Genomic DNA, 14,504 nt, shown 5'->3' with positions numbered 1-14,504 from the left:
CCGTTCCTTAAGCCAAATTTATAACAGAAGAACCAAAGCCTTCTGTGTCGGTTGTGTGCTGAAACCAGGCGAGCGTGCTGTGCAGCTGCACCACTTCCCCTACCACGATCAGGGCGGGCATAGGGGCGTCTTTCGCCAGGGTTGCAAGATCGTCAAGGGTGCCGATAGCAACGTGCTGATCGACGCGCGTACCGCGAGAAATAACGGCAACAGGTGTCTTCGCCTCGCGACCGTGCTGAATAAGTTGTTCGCTGATGTCCGCCGCCTTCATCGTGCCCATGTAAATCGCCAGCGTCTGACGGCTCTGGGCGAGGTGGGACCAGTCGAACGGCGTGCTGTCGGCCTTGTAGTGGCCGGTCACAAAGGTCACGCTCTGGGCGTAATCGCGGTGGGTCAGCGGAATACCGGCATAAGCCGTTACCGCAGAAGCCGCCGTGATGCCGGGAACCACCTGGAACGGTACCCCCGCTTCGGCTGCTGCCTGCAATTCTTCGCCGCCACGACCGAAAATGAAAGGATCGCCCCCTTTCAGGCGAACCACGGTTTTGCCCGCTTTGGCGGCCGCAACCAGCATCTGATTGGTGTCGTGCTGCGGCACCGAGTGCTCTCCAGCCCGTTTGCCGACGCAGATTTGCTCGGCATCGCGGCGAATCAGTTCGCGTATGCCGTCAGTAACCAGGTGATCGTAGAACACCACGTCCGCGTCCTGCAGCACCTGCAGGCCGCGCAGCGTCAGGAGCCCTGCATCGCCCGGCCCTGCGCCTACCAGAATGATCTCCCCGCCGGTGCTGCCGGGGTTATCCAGTTCGTCTTCAAGAATTTTCTGCGCCGCTGTCTCATTGCCTGCATGCATCAGGCTGGCAAAGCGGCCGCGAAAAACGCGTTCCCAGAAGCGACGACGTTCCGTCACGCTGGTCAGTCGGGTTTTCAGATGATTGCGCCAGTAGCTCGCTTTCTCTGCCATACGTCCGAGACTGGTTGGCAACAGCGCTTCGATTTTTTCCCGCAATACGCGCGCCAGGACCGGTGCGGTACCACCGGAGGAGATAGCGACCAGCAGCGGGGAGCGATCAACAATCGACGGGAAGATAAAGGAGCATAAAGGCTGATCGTCCACCACGTTCACCAGACGGTAACGCGCCTGAGCAGCATCTGAGATCCGTCGGTTCAGCTCGCGGTCTTCCGTCGCCGCAATCACCAGCACCACGCTGTCGATTTGTGATTCATCGAAATCCGCCCCTGCAACGACCCGCACCTGCGCCCCTGCGCGCTGCAGAAATACGATTTTGCGATCGGCAATCTCACCTGTGCCAACAACCAGCACCGGCTTATCTTTAATCGCAGCAAATAAGGGCAGATAGTCCACAGCAGCAACTCACTAACAACGAGGAATAAAGGGACTATAGGGGGCGGCTTAGACCGAATGAAATTACGAATTGGAATGAGTAGTTACTCAATGGAATAACGCCATGAAAAAGCAAATATCAAAAAGTGCTTAACACGCGAAATTTCGGGCATTTAAGAGCAATTCAAATTGTGTATGGACGATCACAGTTTCATACTAGGCGGGTTAAAATTTTGCTCTGTTTTTTAAGGACTCACTATGTTTTCCGCAACGCGCCACCGTATTGCTGCCCTGGCGCTCGGCGTTTGCTTCATCCTTCCGGCTCAGGCAAAAAATCAACCGTACGGTGAAATCGCGAATACGCAGGCGCGACATATTGCCACCGTATTTCCTGGCCGCATGACCGGTTCCCCCGCGGAAATGCTCTCCGCAGACTATATTCGTCAGCAGTTTGCCGACATGGGTTACCAGAGCGATATCCGCACGTTTCACAGCCGCTATATCTATACCTCACGCAATAAAACCAAAAACTGGCATAACGTGACCGGTAGTACTGTTATTGCGGCTCACGAAGGTAGCGCGGATGAGCAGATCATTATTATGGCGCACCTCGATACCTACGCCCCAATGAGCGACACCGATACCGATAACAATCTCGGTGGTCTGACGCTGCAGGGTATGGATGATAACGCCGCAGGTCTGGGCGTGATGCTCGAACTGGCAGAACGAATGAAGGATATACCGACTAAATACGGGATTCGTTTCGTTGCCACCAGTGGTGAAGAAGAAGGCAAACTCGGCGCTGAGAATCTCCTGAAGCGCATGAGTGCCAAAGAGAAGAAAAATACCCTGCTGGTGATCAACCTCGATAACCTGATCGTCGGCGATAAGCTCTATTTCAACAGCGGACAAAGTACGCCGGGTACCGTGCGAAAATTGACGCGCGACCGGGCATTGGCGATTGCCCGCAGCCATGGGGTCTATGCCACCAGTAACCCAGGCGGCAATCCTGATTATCCGCGAGGAACAGGCTGCTGTAACGATGGTGAGGTGTTCGATAAAGCGGGTATTCCGGTGCTGTATGTGGAAGCAACTAACTGGGCACTGGGGAAGAAAGATGGCTATCAGCAGCGGGCTAAATCGAAAGCCTTCCCGGACGGGATTAGCTGGCATAACGTGATGCTGGATAATCAGCAACACATTGATAGCGCACTGCCGCAGCGGATTGAACACCGCAGTCGTGATGTAGTGAAGGTGATGCTGCCGCTGGTGAAGGAGCTGGCGAAAGCTAATAAGGCTTAGTGCGGCCTGATGCCCTCACCCCGACCCTCTCCCACAGGGAGAGGGAGGAAATGGGATCACCCTTCGTGCAGTCCGCACTCGCGCTTGAGGCCAAAGAATCGCGTCTCTTCTTCTGCCATTCCCGGTTCCCATTTACGCGTGGTGTGGGTATCCCCCACCGACAGGTAGCCCTGATCCCACAGCGGATGGTATTTCAACCCGTGCTTTTGCAGGTACTGATACACCGTCCGGTTATCCCAGTCGATGATCGGCAGCACTTTGAACACCCCACGCTGAACCGCCAGCACGGGTAGCGTGGCGCGACTGCCGGACTGCTCGCGGCGTAGTCCTGCAAACCAGGTCTGTGCATTAAGCTCTTTCAGCGCCCGGTTCATCGGCTCAACTTTGTTGATCTCATTGTATTTCTCAATGCCCTCAACGCCCTGCTCCCAGAGTTTACCGTAGCGCGCCTCCTGCCAGGCCGCGCTTTCCGTCGCGCGGTAAACTTTCAGGTTCAGCTTGAGCTTGTCCGTCAGCTCGTCAATAAACTGGTAGGTTTCCGGGAACAGGTAGCCGGTATCGGTGAGGATCACCGGAATGTCCGGACGAATTTGATTCACCAGATGCAAACTGACCGCCGCCTGAATACCAAAGCTCGACGAAAGCACATAGTCACCCGGCAGGTTTTCCAGCGCCCATGCTACACGCCCTTCGGCGTCCAGCTTTTCCAGGTGGGCGTTGGTTTCTGCGAGCGCCAGAATGCGTTCGACTTTTGGCAGATCGTTCAGGGCGTTTAGATCGAGTACGGACATAATCACCTCGCGTTGTTACTCCCAGAAATCCCGGGCCGGGTCGAGCACCGGGCGAATGATGCCCGCACGCACCGTAAAGTCGCCGAAGCCTTCACCCGCTTCACGCTCTTTCGCCCAGCGCCCAACCAGTTCGTCGACCGAATCGAGGATCTCCGATTCAGTAATGTTTTCACGGTACATCCGTGGGATACGCGTACCGATGCGGTTGCCGCCCAGATGCAGGTTGTAACGGCCTGGCGCTTTACCGACCAGTCCCATCTCTGCCAGCATAGCGCGGCCGCAGCCGTTCGGGCAGCCGGTAATACGCATAACAATATGCTCGTCCGGAATACCGTGTTTTTCCAGAATCGCTTCTACTTTGTCAGTGAATGACGGCAGGAAACGCTCCGCTTCGGCCATTGCCAGCGGACAGGTCGGGAATGACACGCAGGCCATCGAGTTTTCGCGCTGCGGTTTCACCGCATTCATCAACCCATGATCGCGCGCCAGTTTCTCGATCTTCGCCTTCTGGTTTTCAGGCACACCAGCAATGATCAGGTTCTGGTTGGCGGTAATGCGGAACTCACCCTTGTGGACCTTCGCAATTTCCAGCAAACCGGTTTTCAGCGGACGCCCCGGATAATCCAGAATACGGCCGTTTTCGATAAACAGCGTCAGGTGCCATTTATTGTCGATGCCTTTTACCCAGCCAATGCGATCGCCGCGACCGGTGAATTCGTAAGGGCGGATCGGCTCAAATTTAATGCCCGCGCGACGTTCTACTTCTTCTTTAAACGTCTCAACGCCCACGCGCTCCAGGGTGTATTTGGTTTTCGCGTTTTTACGGTCGGTACGGTTACCCCAGTCGCGCTGAGTGGTTACCACCGCTTCCGCCACGGCCAGCGTATGCTCAAGCGGCAGGAAGCCGAACTCGCTGGCGGTACGGGCGTAAGTTTTCTTGTTGCCGTGTTCGATGGACAGGCCGCCGCCCACCAGCAGGTTAAAGCCCACCAGCTTGCCGTTTTCAGCAATCGCTACGAAGTTCATGTCGTTGGCGTGCAGATCGATATCATTCTGCGGCGGGATCACTACCGTGGTTTTGAACTTTCGCGGCAGATAGGTCTGGCCAAGGATCGGTTCTTCGTCGGTGGTGGCAACTTTTTCCTGATCGAGCCAGATCTCCGCATAAGCGCGCGTGCGCGGCAGCAGATGCTCAGAGATCTTCTTCGCCCACTCATAGGCTTCGGCGTGCAGCTCGGACTCATACGGGTTCGAGGTGCAGAGCACGTTACGGTTCATGTCGTTGGCGGTCGCCAGCGCGTCCAGCCCAACCGAGTGCAGCATCTGGTGTACCGGCTTCACGTTCTTCTTCAGAATACCGTGGAACTGAAAGGTCTGACGGTTAGTCAGGCGGATGCTGCCATAAATCGTGTTTTCACCGGCAAACTTGTCGATCGCCTGCCACTGTTTGGTGGTGATCACCCCACCCGGCAGGCGGCAGCGCAGCAGCATCGCGTGACGCGGCTCCAGCTTCTGTTCAGCACGCTCGGCGCGGATATCGCGATCGTCCTGCTGGTACATACCGTGGAAACGGATCAGCAGGAAGTTGTCGCCTTTGAAACCGCCGGTGAGACCGTCATTCAGATCTTCAGCAATGGTGCCGCGCAGGTAGTTGCTTTCCAGCTTCATGCGCTCGGCGTCTGTCAGTTTACCTTCGACCACCAGTGGCCCTGGATGTTTTTCGCTCATTAGTAGACATCTCGCTGATAACGGCGCTCAACGCGCAGCTCACTTAAATATTCATCTGCCGTTTCGGCATCCATACCGCCGAATTCGGCAATCACTTCCAGCAAAGCCTGCTCAACGTCTTTCGCCATGCGATTGGCGTCGCCGCAGACATAAATGTGGGCACCGTCATTGATCCAGCGCCACAGCTCTGCGCCCTGTTCGCGCAGTTTGTCTTGTACGTATACTTTTTCTTTCTGGTCGCGGGACCAGGCCAGATCGATGCGGGTCAGTACACCCTCTTTAACATAGCGCTGCCACTCAACCTGGTAGAGGAAATCTTCCGTAAAGTGCGGGTTGCCGAAGAAGAGCCAGTTTTTACCCGGCGCTTCATCTGCCGCGCGCTGCTGCATGAAGGCGCGGAACGGCGCAATGCCGGTGCCTGGGCCAATCATGATGACCGGGGTTTCCGGGTTCGCAGGCAGGCGGAAGTTGTCGTTGTGCTCGATAAAGACGCGCACTTCGCCCTCTTCTTCCACGCGATCCGCCAGGAAACTTGATGCCCCACCCGCGCGGGCGCGGCCTTCGATGTCGTAGCGCACCACGCCGACGGTAACATGCACTTCACTCTCCACTTCGGCCTGCGAAGAGGCGATGGAGTACAGACGCGGGGTCAGCGGACGCAGCAGGCCGATCAGCGCATCGGCATCCAGCTGAGCCGGAGAGAAACGCACCATATCGACAATTGGCGTTGACGCCGCGTAATGCTGCAGCTTCGCCTTATCACCCACGAATGGCAGCAGCGATTCGCTGCGGGTTAAGGTAGCGTAATTTTCTACAATATTCGGGGTATTCACCGTCAGTTCGAAATGCCACTGCAGCGCTTCAGAGAGCGGCTGCGTTTTGCCTTCCACAGTGACAGGCTCATCCCCTTTCAGCCAAAGCAGTTCGACCAGCTCTTTTACCAGAGCAGGATCGTTCTGATACCAGATCCCCAGCGCATCGCCCGGCTGGTAACGCAGGCCAGAGTCACCGAGATCAATTTCGATATGGCGCACGTCTTTTTCAGAATCACGGCCGGTAATTTTCTTGTTAACCGACAGGCTCGCGGCCAGCGGAGCCTCTTTAGTGTAAGGGCTGGTATGGATGTCGTTGACGGCACCCGTCGCGGTAAACGCGGCCTGTGCCTGCGTCTCTTTCGGGACGCGCGCTTTCAGCACCTCAACGATGCGGGCACGCCATTCAGCAGCGGCGGTCTGGTATTCCACGTCGGCGTCAACGCGATCCAGCAAACGCTCTGCGCCCAGTTCAGCCAGTTTGCTGTCGAAATCTTTACCAGACTGGCAGAAGAATTCATAAGAGGTATCGCCCAGGCCAAACACCGCAAAAGCCGTGCCGTCCAGTTTTGGCGCTTTTTTCGAGAACAGGAACTTATGCAACGCCACCGCTTCTTCAGCAGGCTCACCTTCCCCCTGCGTTGAGGCGACAACCACCAGCAGTTTTTCTGACGCGATCTGTTTAAATTTATAATCCCCGGCGTTGACCAGATTCACGTTCAGTCTGGCAGCCAGCAGGTCGTCACGCAGCGCTTCAGCCACACGGCGGGCATTGCCCGTCTGCGAGGCGGAAATCAACGTAATGGCCGGTATTTCTACGGCTTTTGCCGGAGCGGCAGCCACAGCGCCCGGTTGCTGATTGAGCATTCCCCAGAAATAACCGGAGACCCAGGCAAGCTGAGTGGACGAAAAATCAGAGGTGGCAGCCTGAAGGCGCGCCAGCTGCTCCGGGTTCAGGGGAAGCAAATTTGAAGGTGGGGCCTGTGTCGTCATGCGTCGTTATGTTCCAGTAGCCAAGCGGACTTTAAGCGAATAAATCCAAACTGAAGATAAGGTTAACGGTGAGGATACTAACAATTAAAGAAGGGATGGAAATAATAAATAACCAAATGGACTAACCTGTTTTAGTTATCATGCTTAACGATAAAACAGATTAATTAACTGATTGAAATATCACAACAAAGATAACAAAAAATGGCCACTTCCTGCGGTCCAGGCTTCAGAGCCGTTTTAGTTAATGCTAAAAATTGTGCTTTCCGGTACTATGCGGCGGTTTTTTCCGCATTACTGAGAGCGATCATGTCCACCACACTGTTTAAAGATTTCACCTTCGAAGCCGCCCACCACCTTCCTCATGTTCCTGAAGGACATAAATGTGGCCGTCTGCACGGGCACTCGTTTATGGTGCGTCTTGAGATCACCGGTGAAGTCGATCCGCATACCGGTTGGATTATGGATTTTGCCGAGCTGAAAGCGGCATTTAAGCCAACTTACGATCGTCTGGATCACTATTACCTGAATGATATTCCGGGCCTTGAAAACCCGACCAGCGAAGTGCTGGCAAAATGGATCTGGGATCAGATGAAACCGCTGGTACCGCTGCTGAGCGCAGTGATGATTAAAGAGACCTGCACCGCCGGCTGCGTCTATCGCGGCGAGTAAAAAAAGCCCGGTTAAACCGGGCTTTTTTTCAGGCTATATTCAGGTACTTGTGCGTCTGCATCGACAGACGCCAGTTACGCGCGATACAGGTTTCAATGCACAGGCGCGTCGCATCCTCTTTCTGGCTGATAGGCTGCAGGGCAATGACCCGCTGCTTTTCATCCGAGAGGGTTGCCAGCAGTTCATCCAGTGCTTCAATATCACGCACGCGACCTACCGGGTGTTTTATCTCATCTGCACGTTCCAGCGCCTGAGACAGGACATCGTATCCGCCGCGCATATTCACTTTGGGTGATACCGTCACCCACGTGGTGTGGGAACAACGCACTTCATGGGTACCGCTGGTTTCAATCTGGCAGCTGTAACCGTTCTTTTCGAGCAGCTCGGTTAGCGGCGTCAGATCGTGGATGCAGGGTTCACCCCCGGTGATCACCACATGGCGCGCCGTCCAGCCCTGACGACCAATAATGGCCAGCAGATCTTCTGAACTGCCCGCGCCCCACTTATCGCTCTCTTTGGTTTTCGCCAGAATGCTAAACAGCGACACTTCCCGATCTGCGAGCTTATCCCACGTATGTTTGGTATCACACCAGGCACAGCCAACCGGGCATCCCTGTAAACGAATGAAAATAGCGGGAACGCCGGTAAAGTAACCCTCGCCTTGCAGGGTCTGGAACATCTCGTTAATCGGGTACTGCATAGTCATCTCAGTAAAGGGGATAAACGATAATTATCGCAGATCCCCGCCAGATGGTCATGCTCGATCGGTGCTTTGCGCGCCAATCGCTGCCATAAACCGTTCAGTGATCTGCTGTGGACGGGTGATTGCCCCACCCACGACCACCATATGCGCTCCCAGTGCCAGGCATCTGGCCGCGCGCTCAGGGGTATCGACGTTGCCTTCGGCAACCACCGGAACCGTGACGGCAGCCAGCACATCCTTCAGGAATGCGCAGTCATTATCAGGTAAAGCATGACCCGCAGTTTCCGCCGTATAGCCGTAAAGCGTGGTTCCAACACAATCAAAGCCCAGTTCCTGCGCGGTTTCGGCTTCTTCTACGCTGGATATATCCGCCATCAGCACTATCCTGGGGTAACGTTTACGGATGTGGCTGACTAGTGTTGCCAGTGATTCACCGCAAGGGCGCTCACGCGCAGTCGCATCAAGGGCAATGATTTCCGGAGAGACGCTCATCAGCTCATCCACTTCTTTCATCGTCGCAGTGATGAACACCTCGCTACCAGGATAATCCCGCTTGATGATGCCGATAACGGGTAAAGAAACCTCCTGTTTAATGGCCGCAATATCCACCACGCTGTTGGCGCGAATGGCAGCCGCCCCCCCCTGAAGCGCAGCCAGCGCCATCCGCGACATAATAAACGGGCTATGCAGAGGTTCATTCTCCAGCGCCTGACAAGAGACGACCAGTTTTCCTTTCAGGTTATCCAGTACAGTTTTCATTACGATAAGATCTCTTCAACTTCGTTTTTAATAATCGTGACGTGCGGGCCATAAATGACCTGAACACCGTTACCGCGCACAATGACGCCGCGCGCGCCGGTGGCTTTCAATGCTGCTTCATTCACTTTGCTGCCGTCTTTCACCGTGACCCGAAGGCGCGTGGCGCAGCAGTCCACCTCGTCCAGATTGTCTTTTCCACCCAGCCCGGCGATTACCGCTGCAGCGCGCTCGCTTTGCGGCAGACTGACCTCATCTGCCATCGCCTCTTTTTCACGCCCCGGCGTGGCAAAATCAAAGCGGTTAATCAGGTAGCGGAAGGTGAAGTAGTAAAGGAAGAACCACGGTACGCCGACCAGCGGAACGAACATCCAGTGGGTTTTAGCCTCGCCCTGCAAAATACCGAACAGCACGAAGTCGATAAAACCGCCGGAGAAGGTTTGCCCGATGGTGATATGCAGCATGTGTGCGAGCATGAACGCCAGCCCGTCAAACAGCGCATGAATGACGTAAAGCACCGGCGCAATAAACAGGAAGGAGAACTCGATAGGCTCGGTAATCCCGGTCAGGAACGAGGTTAATGCCGCAGAGAGCAGCAGCCCGGCGACGCGTTTTTTATTCTCGGGTTTTGCCGTGTGGTACATCGCGAGACATGCACCGAGCAGGCCAAACATCATTGTAATGAAGCGCCCGGACATAAAGCGCGACGTCCCTTCGTAAAACTGATGGGTCGTAGGATCGGCCAGTTGCGCGAAGAAGATCCGCTGTGTGCCTTCGACCAGGTGACCGTTGACGATCTCACTCCCGCCGAGAGCGGTAGTCCAGAAAGGAAGATAGAAGATGTGATGTAAACCGAATGGGCCGAGCATACGCAAAATAAATCCATAGAGCATTGTGCCCAGATAACCCGTCGCATCCACCAGCCCACCCAGACCAAAGATCAGTTTCTGGAAATGCGGCCAGACGACGGTCATGACGGCCCCGACGAGTATTGCTGCCAGCGAGCTGATAATGGGAACAAAACGTGAACCGCCAAAGAAGCCCAGAAATTGCGGAAGCGCAATTTTATTAAACCGGTGATGGAGAGCGCAGGTCACGAGACCGATCACCACGCCACCAAACACACCGGTTTCCAGGGTCTGGATCCCCAGCGTCATGCCCTGCCCCACAGCGCCAGGATTATCATGCGCCAGTTTTCCGGTGAGGATCAGCAGCGCGTTAATAGTGGCATTCATCACCAGAAAAGCGAGTAACGCCGCCAGCCCTGCCGTGCCCTTATCGCTTTTTGCCAGCCCGACAGCGACCCCAACCGCAAACAGCACCGAGAGGTTCGCAAACACAATTGAACCCGCACTGCTCATGATAGTGAAGATGGCCTGAAGCCAGCTCACATCCAAAAACGGATATGCCGCGAGGGTATTTGGATTCGATAACGCGCCACCAATCCCCAGCAGCAGACCCGCTGCCGGCAATACGGCGATAGGTAACATAAAGGATTTGCCAAAGCGCTGCGCTTTTTCAAACCATCCCCCAGAAGAAGCCCCACTGAACATTTGCATCATTTTTTCATCCTCTCGTTTAATGATGAAAATTTTTACCACAAAAATATGAACAAGTGAAAATTACCATCAAAAACCAGGAGGATGATCATACTTTTTCGAAATGACTGGCATCTTTGCCTCGCTTTCCGCCACACTAGTCGCAGAGAAACGCATTAAGGATCTAGCATGTCAGACCATGAAAACCTGCTGCTGAAGCTACGCCAGGAGGCTTCCGGGTACAGCCCAACGCAACAAAAACTTGGCGAGTTTGTCCTCAACGATCCTACCCGGGTGCTCTACCTGACGATCACTGAACTGGCGCGCGAAAGTCGCACCAGCGAGGCCAGCGTCACGCGTCTTTGCCGCACGCTGGGCTGCAAGGGATATAACGAATTTAAAATGGCGCTTGCTCTGGATATTCAGCAGGGCCAGCCCGCGCGACAGACCGGAGATGAAATAGATAACGTTGTCGAAGAGTCGGTACAGGCTTTGCAGGATACTGCCAGACTCCTCGACCGGGCATTGCTTGAAGAAGCGGCGCTGGCGCTGCACCAGGCGCAATCCGTACAGATTTATGGCGTTGCGGCCAGTGCGATCCTCGGGGAGTATCTGCATTACAAACTGTTGCGGCTGGGCAAACCCGCACAGCTGTTTAGTGATATGCACCGCGCAGCCATGAATGCGACGACCCTTTCGAAGGAGACCCTGGTCGTGGCCATCTCCAGTTCGGGTTCAACGCGGGATCTACTCCACGTGGTGAAACTTGCACGCAAGCGCGGCGTCAAGGTGTTAGCCCTCAGCAATACCCCCCGTAGCCCGCTGGCTTCCCTTAGCGATATTCAGCTGGTTGCCGCCAAACCAGAGGGCCCCCTCAGCGCAGGTGCACTCAATGCTAAGGTTGGGGTTATGCTGCTGGTCGAACTGCTGACCACCTCTATGATTGCGCTGGATGGCCATTATGGCGACGTTAGCCAGCAAACGGCCAGCGCTACGCTCCCTCTGTTACTCTAAAAATAGTTCGCAGGCTAAATAAAACAGCCTGCGGTTTTTGGTATTCAGTTTCACTTAAATCATTTACCGGACAAATGAATGGTGTAACAAAGTATTTTGCTTATTACATTTTGAATAACTATTAATAGTAAGATTGAGCTTATAAAAGATCTTTAAAATCATTAATTTAAAATATTCTTTTTTATAATTTGAATTTTTTACCTTTCCACAATGTCAAATACATCCACCTGATTTCCTTTTCTTAAAATAAGCTTAAGAAGCCTTCATTTTCGGCGTTTTATTATTTAAATGCCGTTTACTTTTGTGCGCCTACAATCCGCCTCATCAACCATAATGAGACGGTATTAATGAAGATGTTATTGATTACAGGCGTAACAGGATTTCTGGGCGGTGCAGTACTCGAAAAAATACTGACCAATGATAAACCCGTAAAACTCCTTTTGCTCGCGCGTGCCAGCGATCCGCAGGGTGGGCTGGAGCGTGTGCAAGAGAACATGCGCAAATTCAATGTGCCTGAGAATAAACTGGCTTCTCTGAGCGTAGATAATATCCTCATTGGTGACCTCAGCCAGCCGGAAGCATTTCTGGACGATCCTCGCCTGGACCAGGTCACGCACGTCGTTAACTGTGCAGCTGTTGCGTCTTTTGGTAATAATCCGCTGATCTGGAAGGTCAATGTCGAGGGCACGCTGGCGCTGGCGCGTCGCATGGAACGGGTGACGGCCTTACAGCGTTTCCTGCACGTAGGCACGGCAATGTCATGCACGCCGGAACAGGATTCCCTGGTCGCTGAAAGCGCTGAATTCAGAGAAAATGCTGAACACCTGGTGGAATACACGTTTTCGAAGTCAACTATCGAACAGCTGATGCGCCAGGAGTGCCCGAACCTGCCGTTGCTCATCGCTCGCCCGTCCATCGTCGTCGGCCATACTCGTCACGGCTGCACGCCGTCGAGCAGCATTTTCTGGGTCTTTAGCATGGGCCTGATGCTGCAGAAGTTTATGTGCTCAATGGAAGACAGAATCGACGTTGTTCCGGTGGATTATTGCGCCGATGCGTTGTTAATGCTGCTCACCAGCAACGCTCGTCCTGGGGAAGTGGTACATATTTCTGCTGGGGAAGAGAATAGCGTTCGCTTTGCGGATATCGATCAGGCCATGGCGCAGGCGCTGGAGAAAGCCCCTGTTGGCGATCGGTATGCTCAGGTCAGCTACGAAACGCTGGTTAGAATGCGCCGCGAATTGAAAAATATTTTTGGTCCATGCAACGAACGTCTGATGCTAAAAGCAATGCGTTTATACGGTGCGTTTGCCACGCTTAACGTGCGCTTCAGCAACGATAAGCTGTTGAGCATGGGGATGCCGAAGCCACCCCGCTTTACGGATTATATCGCCCGCTGCGTACAGACGACTCAGGGGCTAACAATCCCCGAACAGATGGCAGTCGATTTTAAATAGCCAAAAAAAATGCCAGTCATTCGACTGGCATTTTCATTCTAAGGCTTAAAGGCTATTACTGGCCTTTGATCTCTTTACGACCGTTGTATGGTGCTTTTTCGCCCAGAGCTTCTTCGATACGAATCAGCTGGTTGTATTTAGCAACACGGTCAGAACGGCTCATAGAACCGGTTTTGATCTGGCCTGCAGCGGTACCAACAGCCAGGTCAGCGATGGTAGCGTCTTCAGTTTCGCCAGAACGGTGAGAGATAACAGCGGTGTAGCCAGCGTCTTTCGCCATTTTGATCGCAGCCAGAGTTTCGGTCAGAGAACCGATCTGGTTGAATTTGATCAGGATGGAGTTAACGATGCCTTTCTCGATGCCTTCTTTCAGGATCTTGGTGTTGGTTACGAACAGATCGTCACCAACCAGCTGGATTTTGTCGCCCAGTACTTTGGTCTGGTATGCGAAACCAGCCCAGTCAGATTCGTCCAGACCGTCTTCGATAGAAACGATTGGGTACTGTTTGGTCAGGTCTTCCAGGAAGTGAGTGAACTCTTCAGAGGTGAACGCTTTGTTGCCTTCGCCAGCCAGAACGTATTTACCGTCTTTGTAGAATTCAGATGCTGCACAGTCCATCGCCAGGGTGATGTCTTTGCCCAGCTCGTAGCCAGCAGCTTTAACTGCTTCTGCGATTACTGCCAGTGCTTCTGCGTTAGAACCCAGGTTTGGCGCATAACCACCTTCGTCACCAACAGCAGTGTTCATACCTTTAGCTTTCAGAACTTTAGCCAGGTTGTGGAACACTTCAGAACCCATGCGTACCGCTTCTTTCAGGGATTTCGCGCCAACTGGCTGAATCATGAATTCCTGAATATCAACGTTGTTGTCCGCGTGCTCACCACCGTTGATGATGTTCATCATTGGTACTGGCATGGAGTATTTGCCTGGGGTGCCGTTCAGTTCAGCAATGTGTTCGAACAGTGGCATACCTTTCGCTGCAGCTGCTGCTTTGGCGTTCGCCAGGGAAACAGCCAGGATTGCGTTCGCACCGAAGTTAGATTTGTTTTCAGTACCGTCCAGATCGATCATGATCTTGTCGATGCCAGCCTGGTCTTTGGCGTCTTTGCCAAGGATTGCCTGAGCAATAGGACCGTTTACAGCGCCAACCGCTTTCAGTACGCCTTTGCCCATGAAACGGGATTTGTCGCCATCGCGCAGTTCCAGCGCTTCGCGGGAACCAGTAGAAGCACCTGATGGAGCTGCTGCCATACCGACGAAACCACCTTCCAGATGAACTTCGGCTTCAACGGTCGGGTTACCACGGGAGTCGATGATTTCACGACCGATGACTTTAACGATTTTGGACATTAGATTTTCCTCAGTACAAGTTAAACTAAAACTCCAGACAAACAA

General features: G+C 53.8%; 12 protein-coding genes. 4 read left to right on the top strand and 8 right to left on the bottom strand.

The annotated features are described in order from the left end of the window. Nucleotides 1-7 precede the first annotated feature (7 nt). Nucleotides 8-1,357 (bottom strand): siroheme synthase CysG, encoded by a 1,350-nt coding sequence (gene cysG, locus JGF26_RS10970; RefSeq protein ID WP_164881325.1) that lies wholly within the window; start codon nt 1,355-1,357, stop codon nt 8-10. Between the two features lie 246 nt (nt 1,358-1,603). Here cysG and JGF26_RS10965 point away from each other — a divergent pair, with 246 nt between their 5' ends. Beyond that, nucleotides 1,604-2,647 carry an aminopeptidase gene (locus JGF26_RS10965; RefSeq protein WP_049007377.1) on the top strand — a complete coding sequence of 348 codons (1,044 nt, stop codon included), beginning with the start codon at nt 1,604-1,606 and terminating at the stop codon, nt 2,645-2,647. Between the two features lie 56 nt (nt 2,648-2,703). Here JGF26_RS10965 and cysH read toward each other — a convergent pair whose 3' ends face one another. Genes cysH through cysJ form a run of 3 tightly spaced genes read right to left on the bottom strand, consistent with a single transcriptional unit; the run spans nt 2,704 to nt 6,971 of the window. After that, complete coding sequence (gene cysH, locus JGF26_RS10960; protein ID WP_023308999.1) at nt 2,704-3,438, bottom strand: phosphoadenosine phosphosulfate reductase; 735 nt, start codon at nt 3,436-3,438, stop codon at nt 2,704-2,706. Nucleotides 3,439-3,453: 15 nt separating this feature from the next. After that, complete coding sequence (gene cysI / locus JGF26_RS10955; protein ID WP_049007375.1) at nt 3,454-5,166, bottom strand: assimilatory sulfite reductase (NADPH) hemoprotein subunit; 1,713 nt, start codon at nt 5,164-5,166, stop codon at nt 3,454-3,456. Beyond that, a complete protein-coding gene (cysJ, locus tag JGF26_RS10950) occupies nt 5,166-6,971 on the bottom strand; it encodes an NADPH-dependent assimilatory sulfite reductase flavoprotein subunit (protein ID WP_134707874.1) in 1,806 nt (601 codons plus the stop codon). The genes cysI and cysJ overlap by 1 nt, the downstream gene beginning before the upstream one ends. A gap of 306 nt (nt 6,972-7,277) precedes the next feature. Here cysJ and queD point away from each other — a divergent pair, with 306 nt between their 5' ends. Next, nucleotides 7,278-7,640 (top strand): 6-carboxytetrahydropterin synthase QueD, encoded by a 363-nt coding sequence (gene queD / locus JGF26_RS10945; RefSeq protein ID WP_010434567.1) that lies wholly within the window; start codon nt 7,278-7,280, stop codon nt 7,638-7,640. Nucleotides 7,641-7,668: 28 nt separating this feature from the next. Here the strand turns inward: queD and queE are convergent, their stop codons facing one another. From queE to JGF26_RS10930, 3 genes are read right to left on the bottom strand one after another with little or no spacing between them, the layout of a single operon-like run. Further along, nucleotides 7,669-8,340, bottom strand: a complete 672-nt coding sequence (gene queE, locus JGF26_RS10940) for a 7-carboxy-7-deazaguanine synthase QueE (protein ID WP_028016873.1) — start codon at nt 8,338-8,340, stop codon at nt 7,669-7,671. A 54-nt stretch (nt 8,341-8,394) separates the two neighbouring features. Then, nucleotides 8,395-9,102, bottom strand: coding sequence for an N-acetylmannosamine-6-phosphate 2-epimerase (locus tag JGF26_RS10935; protein WP_134707875.1), 708 nt, complete (start codon nt 9,100-9,102; stop codon nt 8,395-8,397). Then, nucleotides 9,102-10,661, bottom strand: a complete 1,560-nt coding sequence (locus tag JGF26_RS10930; protein WP_049007371.1) for a maltose/glucose-specific PTS transporter subunit IIC — start codon at nt 10,659-10,661, stop codon at nt 9,102-9,104. Before JGF26_RS10930 ends, JGF26_RS10935 begins: the two co-directional genes overlap by 1 nt. 165 nt (nt 10,662-10,826) lie before the next feature. Here JGF26_RS10930 and JGF26_RS10925 point away from each other — a divergent pair, with 165 nt between their 5' ends. Beyond that, on the top strand, nt 10,827-11,651 hold the full coding sequence (locus JGF26_RS10925; protein WP_134707876.1) for a MurR/RpiR family transcriptional regulator: 825 nt from the start codon (nt 10,827-10,829) through the stop codon (nt 11,649-11,651). Between the two features lie 347 nt (nt 11,652-11,998). Then, the gene (locus tag JGF26_RS10920; RefSeq protein ID WP_028016877.1) at nt 11,999-13,108 is read left to right on the top strand and encodes an SDR family oxidoreductase; all 1,110 of its coding nucleotides are present in this window, start codon (nt 11,999-12,001) and stop codon (nt 13,106-13,108) included. A 55-nt stretch (nt 13,109-13,163) separates the two neighbouring features. Here the strand turns inward: JGF26_RS10920 and eno are convergent, their stop codons facing one another. Further along, nucleotides 13,164-14,459, bottom strand: coding sequence for a phosphopyruvate hydratase (gene eno / locus JGF26_RS10915; RefSeq protein WP_028016878.1), 1,296 nt, complete (start codon nt 14,457-14,459; stop codon nt 13,164-13,166). Nucleotides 14,460-14,504: the final 45 nt, after the last annotated feature.

Source organism: Enterobacter sp. E1 (assembly GCF_016809815.1).
GTDB lineage: Bacteria > Pseudomonadota > Gammaproteobacteria > Enterobacterales > Enterobacteriaceae > Enterobacter > Enterobacter adelaidei.
This window is presented reverse-complemented; position numbering and strand designations above follow the sequence as displayed.

Coding starts and splice junctions, on each gene's coding strand:
- JGF26_RS10965 (WP_049007377.1), top strand. CDS start 1,604: ATGTTTTCCGCAACGCGCCACCGTATTGCTGCCCTGGCGCTCGGCGTT.
- cysH (WP_023308999.1), bottom strand. CDS start 3,438: ATGTCCGTACTCGATCTAAACGCCCTGAACGATCTGCCAAAAGTCGAA.
- cysI (WP_049007375.1), bottom strand. CDS start 5,166: ATGAGCGAAAAACATCCAGGGCCACTGGTGGTCGAAGGTAAACTGACA.
- cysJ (WP_134707874.1), bottom strand. CDS start 6,971: ATGACGACACAGGCCCCACCTTCAAATTTGCTTCCCCTGAACCCGGAG.
- queD (WP_010434567.1), top strand. CDS start 7,278: ATGTCCACCACACTGTTTAAAGATTTCACCTTCGAAGCCGCCCACCAC.
- queE (WP_028016873.1), bottom strand. CDS start 8,340: ATGCAGTACCCGATTAACGAGATGTTCCAGACCCTGCAAGGCGAGGGT.
- JGF26_RS10935 (WP_134707875.1), bottom strand. CDS start 9,102: ATGAAAACTGTACTGGATAACCTGAAAGGAAAACTGGTCGTCTCTTGT.
- JGF26_RS10930 (WP_049007371.1), bottom strand. CDS start 10,661: ATGATGCAAATGTTCAGTGGGGCTTCTTCTGGGGGATGGTTTGAAAAA.
- JGF26_RS10925 (WP_134707876.1), top strand. CDS start 10,827: ATGTCAGACCATGAAAACCTGCTGCTGAAGCTACGCCAGGAGGCTTCC.
- JGF26_RS10920 (WP_028016877.1), top strand. CDS start 11,999: ATGAAGATGTTATTGATTACAGGCGTAACAGGATTTCTGGGCGGTGCA.
- eno (WP_028016878.1), bottom strand. CDS start 14,459: ATGTCCAAAATCGTTAAAGTCATCGGTCGTGAAATCATCGACTCCCGT.